Origin of the sequence: Mesorhizobium sp. M7A.F.Ca.CA.002.05.1.1, from assembly GCF_003998335.1 — a bacterium.
Lineage (GTDB): Bacteria > Pseudomonadota > Alphaproteobacteria > Rhizobiales > Rhizobiaceae > Mesorhizobium.
The window spans coordinates 1-8899 of record NZ_RZQI01000164.1 but is presented as its reverse complement, the minus strand read 5'-3'; the positions used below and the strand labels follow the sequence as shown (position 1 = coordinate 8899).

General features: G+C 62.2%; 12 protein-coding genes and 1 tRNA gene. 8 read left to right on the top strand and 5 right to left on the bottom strand.

Features of this window, described 5'->3' with window-relative positions; all coding sequences use genetic code 11:
* The first annotated feature begins 43 nt into the window (after positions 1 to 43).
* Both EN939_RS11250 and EN939_RS11245 read left to right on the top strand, forming a co-directional pair.
* Positions 44 to 1111: an ABC transporter ATP-binding protein gene (locus EN939_RS11250; protein ID WP_127268068.1), complete on the top strand. Its 1068-nt coding sequence runs from the start codon at positions 44 to 46 to the stop codon at positions 1109 to 1111.
* The gene (locus EN939_RS11245) at positions 1108 to 1989 is read left to right on the top strand and encodes a MurR/RpiR family transcriptional regulator (protein ID WP_127268067.1); all 882 of its coding nucleotides are present in this window, start codon (positions 1108 to 1110) and stop codon (positions 1987 to 1989) included. Before EN939_RS11250 ends, EN939_RS11245 begins: the two co-directional genes overlap by 4 nt.
* Positions 1990 to 2008: 19 nt before the next feature.
* On the opposite strand, the gene EN939_RS11240 is transcribed toward EN939_RS11245, so the two are convergent.
* Complete coding sequence (locus EN939_RS11240; RefSeq protein ID WP_127268066.1) at positions 2009 to 2326, bottom strand: DUF167 family protein; 318 nt, start codon at positions 2324 to 2326, stop codon at positions 2009 to 2011.
* A 13-nt stretch (positions 2327 to 2339) separates the two neighbouring features.
* Positions 2340 to 2630: a YggT family protein gene (locus EN939_RS11235; protein ID WP_023811703.1), complete on the bottom strand. Its 291-nt coding sequence runs from the start codon at positions 2628 to 2630 to the stop codon at positions 2340 to 2342.
* 256 nt (positions 2631 to 2886) lie between these two features.
* Here EN939_RS11235 and EN939_RS11230 point away from each other — a divergent pair.
* The 6 genes from EN939_RS11230 to EN939_RS11200 all read left to right on the top strand — a co-directional run bounded on the left by EN939_RS11230 (position 2887) and on the right by EN939_RS11200 (position 6569).
* Positions 2887 to 2962 (top strand) — tRNA-Ala (locus tag EN939_RS11230).
* 346 nt (positions 2963 to 3308) lie between these two features.
* Complete coding sequence (locus EN939_RS11225) at positions 3309 to 4058, top strand: helix-turn-helix domain-containing protein (RefSeq protein ID WP_127268065.1); 750 nt, start codon at positions 3309 to 3311, stop codon at positions 4056 to 4058.
* A gap of 434 nt (positions 4059 to 4492) precedes the next feature.
* Entirely contained in the window at positions 4493 to 5551 is a 1059-nt protein-coding gene (locus tag EN939_RS11215; RefSeq protein ID WP_245473077.1) for a SagB/ThcOx family dehydrogenase, read from the top strand.
* 68 nt (positions 5552 to 5619) lie between these two features.
* Positions 5620 to 5874 (top strand): hypothetical protein, encoded by a 255-nt coding sequence (locus tag EN939_RS11210; RefSeq protein ID WP_127268063.1) that lies wholly within the window; start codon positions 5620 to 5622, stop codon positions 5872 to 5874.
* 4 nt (positions 5875 to 5878) lie between these two features.
* On the top strand, positions 5879 to 6139 hold the full coding sequence (locus EN939_RS11205) for a hypothetical protein (RefSeq protein ID WP_127268062.1): 261 nt from the start codon (positions 5879 to 5881) through the stop codon (positions 6137 to 6139).
* Between the two features lie 109 nt (positions 6140 to 6248).
* Positions 6249 to 6569 carry a hypothetical protein gene (locus EN939_RS11200; RefSeq protein ID WP_164748714.1) on the top strand — a complete coding sequence of 107 codons (321 nt, stop codon included), beginning with the start codon at positions 6249 to 6251 and terminating at the stop codon, positions 6567 to 6569.
* Between the two features lie 150 nt (positions 6570 to 6719).
* On the opposite strand, the gene EN939_RS11195 is transcribed toward EN939_RS11200, so the two are convergent.
* From EN939_RS11195 to exbB, 3 genes are all read right to left on the bottom strand, one after another.
* Positions 6720 to 7679 carry a TonB family protein gene (locus EN939_RS11195; protein WP_127268060.1) on the bottom strand — a complete coding sequence of 320 codons (960 nt, stop codon included), beginning with the start codon at positions 7677 to 7679 and terminating at the stop codon, positions 6720 to 6722.
* Complete coding sequence (exbD, locus tag EN939_RS11190; RefSeq protein WP_127268059.1) at positions 7676 to 8143, bottom strand: TonB system transport protein ExbD; 468 nt, start codon at positions 8141 to 8143, stop codon at positions 7676 to 7678. The genes EN939_RS11195 and exbD overlap by 4 nt, the downstream gene beginning before the upstream one ends.
* 4 nt (positions 8144 to 8147) lie before the next feature.
* Positions 8148 to 8899, bottom strand: a 752-nt coding sequence (exbB, locus tag EN939_RS11185; protein ID WP_442919530.1) for a tonB-system energizer ExbB, incomplete at its 5' end; no start/stop codon positions are given.

The following is an 8899-nucleotide window of genomic DNA, read 5'->3' as shown; positions in this document are numbered from 1 at the left end:
CCGGCTGCCTGCCCTTCATCGACGACATTCTGGGAGCGTGACAATGACCGATGTCGAGTTTCGCGATCTGTCGAAATCCTTCGGCCAGCACAAGATCCTCGAGAACATCAGCCTCGATATCAAGAGCGGCGAGTTCGTCGTCCTCGTCGGCCCGTCCGGCTGCGGCAAGTCGACCTTGCTGCGCATGCTGGCCGGCCTGGAGACGATCACCTCCGGCGACCTGTTGATCGGCGGCGTGCGCGCCAACGCGCTGCCGCCACAGCAGCGCAACATCGCCATGGTGTTCCAGTCCTATGCGCTGTTTCCGCATCTGAAGGCAGCTGACAATATCGGCTTTGGCCCGAAGATCCGCGGCGAGACGCGCACGGTGATCGATGAGAAGGTCAAGAAGGCGTCCGGCGTCCTCAATCTCTTCTCCTATCTCGACCGCTATCCCCGCCAGCTGTCGGGCGGCCAGCGCCAGCGCGTCGCCATGGGCCGCGCCATCGTGCGCGAGCCGTCTGTGTTCCTGTTCGACGAGCCGCTGTCCAACCTCGACGCGCAATTGCGCGTGCAGATGCGCGTCGAGATCAAGGCGCTGCACCAGCGGCTGAAATCGACGATCGTCTACGTCACCCACGACCAGATCGAGGCCATGACGATGGCCGACCGCATCGTCGTGATGGACCGCGGCAGAATCCAGCAGGTCGGGGCGCCGCTGGAACTCTATGACAGGCCTGCCAACAAGTTCGTCGCCTCCTTCCTCGGCTCGCCGTCGATGAGCTTTGTGTCCGGTTCGCTCAAGACGACGCTTGAGAAAACCTGGTTCGAATCGGCCGGTGGCGGGCGGCTTGCGCTTGCCGGCAAACAGGTGCCGGCGGACAGCGCGGTGGAGGCTGGCATCCGGCCCGAGCATTTTATCGTCGGCGAGGCTGTCGACGCGATGGCGATCAGAGTGGATGTCGTCGAGCCCACCGGCTCCGAAACACATGTCTATGGCGCTATCGGTGCTGATACGGTACGCGCCGTGTTCCGCGACAGGGTGCCGGTCAGGCCGGGAGACCTGCTGCCGGTCTCGGTCGACCCCGGCAACATCCATCTGTTCGACAAGGCAACGGGCCTGCCTCTATGAAGACGCCGGCCGACATCATCACGCGGCTGCAGCTGATGTCGCAGGACGGAACGAAGTCGGATCGCAAGCTGGCCGGCTTCGTGCTGGCAGACCTCGATTTCGTTTCCAAAGCGGCGATTTCGGAAATTGCCTTGCGCGTCGGTGTCAGCGAGCCGACGGTGACGCGGTTCTGCCGCAACCTCGGCTGCGAGGGCCTGCGCGACTTCAAATTCTATCTGGCGCAAGCCATCGCCATCGGCGGCCAGTATCTGTCGCCGGAGCCGTTGAGCCGCGATGCCCGCGAACAGCGCATCGCTTCCGCCATCACCGAAGCGGCGATATCGGCCATCCAGCGCGCCAGCGAAAACCTCGACATGACGACGCTGGTCGCCGTCGCCGCACGCATCGCTGTTTCCGGTAATGTGCTGTGCATCGGCTCCGGTGGCATTTCGTCCATGATGGCGACCGAAATGCAGAACCGGCTGTTCAGGCTTGGCGTGTCGGTGCTGGCGCAGATCGACGGACAGTTGCAACGCATGTACGCCGCCGTTGCCACCCCCGACACCACGCTGATCGCCTTCTCCGTCTCCGGCTATGCGCGATCGGTCATCGATGCGGTGCAGGTCGCCCAGCAATATGGCGCCACCACGATCGCCATCACCCCGCCGGACTCCGCACTCGCCAAGGTCGCCGACACGGTCATCCATTTCCAGTCGCTCGAGGACGGCAATATCTACAAGCCGACATCGTCTCGCTATGCGCTGCTGTCGATCGTCGACATGATCGTCACCTCGGTCGCCGAGACGCGCGGACCGAGGGTTTTGGAGAATCTGCGCCGCATCAAGCAGAGCGTTAACACGTTGAAAGTCGACGATCCGCGTTTGCCATTGGGCGATTGAACCCCTACGGCCAAGGACATCAGGATTGATGGCCGAGCGCCTCGATGCTTTTCGCCAATTTCGCCGGATCGCCTTCAATGCGCACGGTCTTCAGCCGCGCGGTGCCGCCGGCGACAACCGAGACAGCGGACCCGGGCACGCCCAGAGCCTTGGCCAGCAGCTTTTCGAGCGCATGATTGGCGGCGCCGTTTTCCGGCACGGCGCGGACGCGCGCTTTCAGATGGCTTCGCCCGTCCGCCGTGGCCTCGAAGCCTTCGAGCCTGTCCAGCGCAGCCTTTGGCGTCAGCCGGACAAACAGCTCGGCGCCGTTTTCGCGCAGGCGAAACGGCGTGCTCATAAGGTCATCCTGCTCACAGGATCAGAGGCGCCACCGTGGTGAGCAGAAACTGCCGCAGGAAGAACAGGATCAGAAGCAGGATGATCGGCGAGATGTCGATGCCGCCAAGGTCCGGCATGAAGCGGCGGATAGGCCGCAACGCCGGCTCGGTCAGCCGGTAGAGCATGTTGCCGATGCTGCCGACGAACTGGTTCTTCGAATTGACGACGTTGAAGGCGTAGAGCCAGGAAAAGATCGCCGAGGCGATGATGATCCACCAGTAGAGGTCAAGCGCCATGACGATTGTTTGAATGAGGGCGAGCATGCCGGTCTCCAATTGTTGCCGACATGTAGCCATTGCACGCGAAACCGGCAAGGGCCGCCTTTCTGTGGAGCGCCAATACCGGCCCGGTCGGACTGTAGGGCATGTCGCCGACACCCCAACGAAGGCGCGAATACACAAAACCGGCAAGGGCCGCTTTCCGCCGGCGCCAGATCGACGCTTGACGGCACTGGATTTCGGCAAACCTCCGCCTTGACAGGAAACCGCGGCGCCCGATAAATGCGCCCATCCGCTGGACGGGGCTGTAGCTCAGCTGGGAGAGCGCGTCGTTCGCAATGACGAGGTCAGGAGTTCGATCCTCCTCAGCTCCACCAGCGGAATAATTCTCCACGCTGCGCGCCAGATGCCCATCTTTGCGCCACATGCAGTCCGCGACGCTCGTCCCGGCTTGCCCCCGCGGTTGGCATTTGCTGTGCCAGCACCTTAAAAGGCCGCGCTACATCGCCTATTTCGCAATATCCGGCAAAACTTTTGTCAATTGGACTTATGGCGGAAGAGCTCGCTGATTGTTTCCGTTTTTTTTGGAAACCACCCCACTAAATTGACGTTACCAAATCAGTTTTTTCTGTGCGTTGTGACCAGGGCGTTTCGGCGGGGGCGACCGGAGACGCTAGATCGATTTCGAGTCGAAATGAAAAATCCGCCTGCGGAAGCAAAGACGTGTCAATTCGCGACAATCTCGCTGCAAACCTTAGACGGCTGTGCAAGGACCATGCCTCCGTAAGTGCGGTATGCCGTGAGCTGCGCATCAATCGCACGCAATTCGAACGCTATCTGCAAGGGCAGACCGTTCCCAACAAAGCTACCGCCAAGCTGATATGCGATTACTTTCGGATCGACGAAGCCGAACTGTACCAGGATCCCGGCGCACCCGAGCCGGCGATGCGTGGCCTGCCGCCGGTTTCCGAGAGCCTGTTCAACCAGATGATCCGCCCTCCCAGTCCTTCGATCGCGGGCGGCACCTATTTCACCTATTTCTCGATCCCGGGCCGCCTCGACCTCCTGATGCGCTCGGTGACCTTCGTGAGGCGCGAAGCCGAACTGGTCACCTTCCGAAGGGTCACCGGATGGTCGGAGCGCCGGGGATCGACCTGGGCACGAGCGCGCGGCAATCACTATGGCGTGGCGATCTCGCGGCTGAACTGGATCTATTTCAGCGGCATCAATCGCCGCCAGACCGGGGAGCCGTCGCTGATCTCCGTGCAATGGGCTCCCATCTCCGAACCGGTGCTGATGGGCAAGGCCATGCTTCTGACGGAGGCCGGCCCGGCATTCGTGTCCGTCATCATGCGGCGCGACATTGCCAACATCCACCCAAGGGATGCCATCAGCATGGCGCATGTCATCAATCTCGACGATCCGGGCGTCGATCAACTGGTTGTCAGCCTCACCCGGGACGGGTTGGGCTAACCCCTCGGATCGCCGTGTCTTACGCCAAATAAGAATAAGCGTACGCCAATTAAGCGTATGCCAACGATTGTCTACTCTGTATCTGAATAAAATCGATATTTTACACTTTAATGCCAGGAAAGATAATCCACGGGTCCGTCTTAGGATCGTGGTTTTACTATAATTTTAACAAACCATTAACTCTTCCGACCTTACCTTTCTTCACGCGGATCCCGTTCCGGGGGTCTTTCAACGGATCCCAAATTGGGGTCAGGAAAGGGATGAAAATGGCCAAGAAAGTGACCAATGCTCCGAAGCTGACGATTGCCGCCGGCACGCAGACCGTCTTCTTTTCGCAGGGCATGCACTACAACAAGCGCTGAAGCCGTTCTGCGCCGACGAGCGTCTTGCTTGTCGGCGCCTCGGCTCCACAGATGGCAATCAGCTTCATGAAAATGCGCTCTTCGAAAACGCTTGTTTTCTACCCCGGACCGAACAAGGTCACGGCATGCAACTTCCTGACCAGGAGCGTGTTTGAATGCAGTCCTGAGATGGTCGGCCTTCTCGCTTCGTGGGACAAATGGGCATCGACGGCGGACATTGCCCGCGCCCATGGATGGTCGAAGTCCGAGTTGAAGGCTGTCGTTCCCCAGTTGCTCGATTTCTCCGCGCTGGTCACAGCCGGATCGCCTCTCGCCGAGCAGGAGGAACAGTTTTCAGGACAATGGAGTTGGGGGCTTCCGACGGCGCTGATGCATTTCTGTGTCCAGGACAGCGAATACATGACCATCGAGCAAGCGGAAGAGCGGCAGATAGAACGCGCCGGCCATACGCCGCAGCCGAACCTCATGCTCAAGAATTCCGCAGGCGCCATCCAGCTGCCGAATGCACTGGAAGACAATGAACTTCTCAGCTTGATGGCGCGGCGCCGCACCAACCGCACGGCGGCTCAGCCCACCATCACGGCCAAACAGCTTTCCGATTGCCTGTTCGCAGGGCTCGGCATCATCGGCGAGACCGCCAATTGCGTTGGCACCCTGCCGCTCGGCATGACCCCTTCAGGCGGCGCGCGAAATCCCTATGAGGCCTATGTGGTCGCGCTCGGCGTCGATGGCCTCGAACCCGGTGTCTATCACTATTCCGCCGCGGATCACGACCTTGGCAGGATTTCCGCAAACCATCTGCCGAAAATCTCCGAACTGGTCGGCGGACAGGAGTGGGCCGACGCCATGCCGTGCCTTGTCCTGCTTTGCGCCAAGCTAGATCGCACGATGTGGAAATATGAGGACGCCAACGCCTATCGTGTCGTGCTGATCGAGGCCGGCCATATCGGCCAGAACATCATGCTGGCAGCGACCAATCATGGCCTGTCGGCATGTCCGACAGCCGCGCTCAGCCATTCCGCCATCAAGCGGCTGCTTGGTCTCGACAGTTTCACCGACGCACCGATCTATGCCTTGACCCTCTCGACGCCGGAAAGAGATCCGTCCACGGCGGGCCAGTCCATCAATTAGCCGACCAACTATGTGCATCACAGCCAGTAACGCGTTCCCTAGGGTATAACCAGAGACAGGAGCAGCACGTGCCAAATCAATCCTTACGCCAGTCGGAAATCGATAGCCTTCAATATATTTCGTCGATGACCAATGAGCTCGTGCAGATGGCCGAAGCAAGCCGTTTTCCGATGATCTCCTATCTGCTGGGCATGGCCTATGCAGAGGCCTTCGACGTTCTTCGCGGCGCACGGCCGGCCAGGCATGCGCAGCTCAGCGGCAACCCGCTGCACCCCAAGGCGCAGGCAAAGGACACTCGGGCCGCCCAGCCACGGAGAGCGTAGCGACATGCAGTCGTCAGCCGCATGCGCGGTGGCCGGCTCGACCTCCCGGCCAAACCGCTGGGAGACGCTGTGCGCGTTGCAAAGCCTGCTGCCGTTGCTGAAGAAGGCCGTGACGGACCTGCGCCGCGCCGACATGGTCTACTGGTTCGAGCAGGCCGATGCCGAGGTCGCCAACATCATCAGGGGCCACCCCTCCGATGCAACCGCAATCCCGGCCCTGATTGCATCCTGCCCGCAGGACCGGCATCCGGTCGCTCAAACTTGATGCCAAACGCGACGCGTTCATTGGCGCCGCTGAAAATGCTCTGATCACCAGTTTTTCAATTTCAGACCGGAACCTATTGCGCGTCTGGAATGCCAAGGGGGACCTGCACATGAACATGATAGCCAACATCAGAAGCGTCGATGCCAGGGAAGGCGTTTTCAGCCGGCTCGACGTCTTGATCGCCAGGCGGCCGCCATCGCCTGACGCCGCGCGGGTCGAGGCCCGCCAACTCGTCTCGATGGCGATTGCCGACAGCTGCCAGGCCGACAGTCTCTGGGGTACAGTGGACGCTTTCCACGCCCATTTCGACTTCATGATGCAGACCATCGAGATCAACGGCGCCGATGACCCGGGCCTCGGGCCCTTGCGCACGAAATGCCGTTTCTATCTCGAACAGGTCGAGGCCCTGAGCCTGTCACTGGCCTATTGACAGGCCGGCCCGAACAAATTCGGTCCTAGAGCAATTCCAGGAAAAGTGTGAAATGGTTTTCCCGGGAAAACGCAGAGCGTTTTCCCTTGGGAATTGCGTCAAACCAAAGAATTAGAGCAGTTAGCCGTTTCCGTGAAACGGTGAACTGCTCTAGTTGCGCAGGCTGAACACGAACGGCGCTGTACGGCTCAGACGCGAGCCGAGTTCCGGTGGCGGTTTCGGCACCGTGGCGCCTTGCAGCACGGCGAGCGCCGCACGGTCCAGATCCGCATCCCCCGAGGAACGAGAGAGCCTGGCAGACAGGACCCGGCCGGACGAGTCGACCGTGAAGGCGACATATGGCCTGCCCTCCACGCGTCGGGCCTTGGCAGAACTGGGATAGCGTGTGTGCCGCTTGATCCAAGCACCCAGACGGGAGTCCCATTTGCTGGAGTCGCCGGAGCGAGACGTCGATTCCGCCGCCTTCGGCGCGGCGGTCCTGGCCGCGGGCCGTGCGTCGGCGCTGGCGACGGCTGCCGTCTTCGACGGAGCCGCCTTCTCCTTCTTAAGCCGCGGCTTGGGCTTCTCGACAGGCTTCTTCGCCTTGGCCTCGACCGGTTTCTTGTCTTTGACAATTTCGACCGGTTTCGGCTGCGGCAAGGGAATGACGACGTCTGGCGTGACAGCCTCGACCACATCCGGGATGACCTCATCCGGCGGCGGCTGATCGACCTGTTCAGCCGTTTCGGCCTGGGTAGATTCGGTCTGGGTGGGTTCGGTCTCGTCTGGCGCGACCGCTTCCGGCGGCTCGACAACCGGCTCGGCCTTTTCGACCGGTTCTTCAGGTGTCGGCTCGGTCGTCGGTGTCGGTTCGGTCTGATCTGGCGTCACCGCGTCCAGCGCGGCGACCTGCTCTTCCACGGCCGGCATCACCACCATCGGTGCCATCTCGATCATCTGCGCGGGGGGTGGACCGCCATCCGCTTCGGTGACCATTGTGAGGTTCTGCACTGCATAGGCGACCGCGACATGGGCTCCAAGGACCAGCGCGGCAGCACCGGCCCACAAGCCAAGGTCGCGCCAACCGAAGCGCGACAGCTGGACCGAGGGCACGGCGACCGCTTGCGTCATGGCGCCGCCGCACCAGTGGCTGCGGGCGCCGGGGCATTGGACGCGGGAGCCGTCTCCAGGCCCACCAGCGCGATCTTCAGATAGCCGGCACCGCGCAATAGATTCATCGCCTCCATCAGGTCGCCATAGGCGACCGCCTTGTCGGCGCGCAGGAAGATGCGCGTCTGCTTGTCGCCCTTGGTCTTGGCGTCCAGCGTCGTGGCGAAAGCCGGGCGCGGCACGCTGTCATTGCCGATCGCCAGCGTCAGATCGTTCTTCAGCGTCAGGAACAGCGGTGTCTCGGGCCTCGGCGCGGGCGTTGCCGTCGAACCAGGCAGGTCGACATTGACATCCACCGTGGCCAGCGGCGCCGCGACCATGAAGATGATCAACAGCACCAGGATGACATCGATGAACGGGGTGACGTTGATCTCGTGGCTTTCCTCGAGATCGTCATCCATGGTCTGTCGGATTCTGCTTCCCATGGCGCTACTCCGCCGCCAGTGGCGTTGCCGGCGCGACGGTGCGGAAGTCCAGGTCGCGGCTGACCAGCCGTTCGACCCCGGCCGAGGCATCGGCGAGGATCTGCCGATAGCCGGCTATCGAGCGGGCAAAGACGTTGTAGATGACGACGGCCGGTATCGCCGCGACCAGGCCCATCGCGGTGGCCAGCAGCGCCTCGGCGATGCCCGGCGCGACCACTGCGAGATTGGTGGTCTGCGCCTGCGAGATGCCGATGAAGGCGTTCATGATGCCCCAGACCGTACCGAACAGGCCGACGAAGGGCGCGGTCGACCCGATCGTCGCCAGCACGCCGGTGCCGCGCGACATGCGCCGCGCCGCCGCCGCCTCGATGCGCGACAGGCGCGACGTGACCCGTTCCTTGAGGCCATCGCCCGAGACATGATCGAGCGCGCCGGCCGAGAGTGCGGTCTCCTCCTCGGCCGCCCGCACCAGCAGCGCGCCGGGCCCGCCGCTGCGGTCGAGGGTGCGGCTGGCCTGCTTCAGCGTGGCGGCCTCGCCGATCGCCCGCACGGCGCGACGGATGCGCAGCTTGCCGCCGAAAAGCTCCAGCGACTTGGCCAGCCATATCGTCCAGGTGACGAGGGAGGCAAAGGCCAGCCCGATCATCACCGCCTTGACGACAATGTCGGCCGCCATGAACATGCCCCATGGCGACAGGTCATGCGGCAAGGTCAACTCCATCGCCGTCGAAGGTCCGGCCTCAGACGGCGCGCCCG

Bases quoted from the DNA above. Each gene is read 5' to 3' on its own strand.
- EN939_RS11205 (WP_127268062.1), top strand. From the start codon at position 5,879: ATGCAGTCGTCAGCCGCATGCGCGGTGGCCGGCTCGACCTCCCGGCCA.
- EN939_RS11215 (WP_245473077.1), top strand. From the start codon at position 4,493: ATGCGCTCTTCGAAAACGCTTGTTTTCTACCCCGGACCGAACAAGGTC.
- EN939_RS11235 (WP_023811703.1), bottom strand. From the start codon at position 2,630: ATGCTCGCCCTCATTCAAACAATCGTCATGGCGCTTGACCTCTACTGG.
- EN939_RS11200 (WP_164748714.1), top strand. From the start codon at position 6,249: ATGAACATGATAGCCAACATCAGAAGCGTCGATGCCAGGGAAGGCGTT.
- EN939_RS11195 (WP_127268060.1), bottom strand. From the start codon at position 7,679: ATGACGCAAGCGGTCGCCGTGCCCTCGGTCCAGCTGTCGCGCTTCGGT.
- exbD (WP_127268059.1), bottom strand. From the start codon at position 8,143: ATGGGAAGCAGAATCCGACAGACCATGGATGACGATCTCGAGGAAAGC.
- EN939_RS11250 (WP_127268068.1), top strand. From the start codon at position 44: ATGACCGATGTCGAGTTTCGCGATCTGTCGAAATCCTTCGGCCAGCAC.
- EN939_RS11245 (WP_127268067.1), top strand. From the start codon at position 1,108: ATGAAGACGCCGGCCGACATCATCACGCGGCTGCAGCTGATGTCGCAG.
- EN939_RS11240 (WP_127268066.1), bottom strand. From the start codon at position 2,326: ATGAGCACGCCGTTTCGCCTGCGCGAAAACGGCGCCGAGCTGTTTGTC.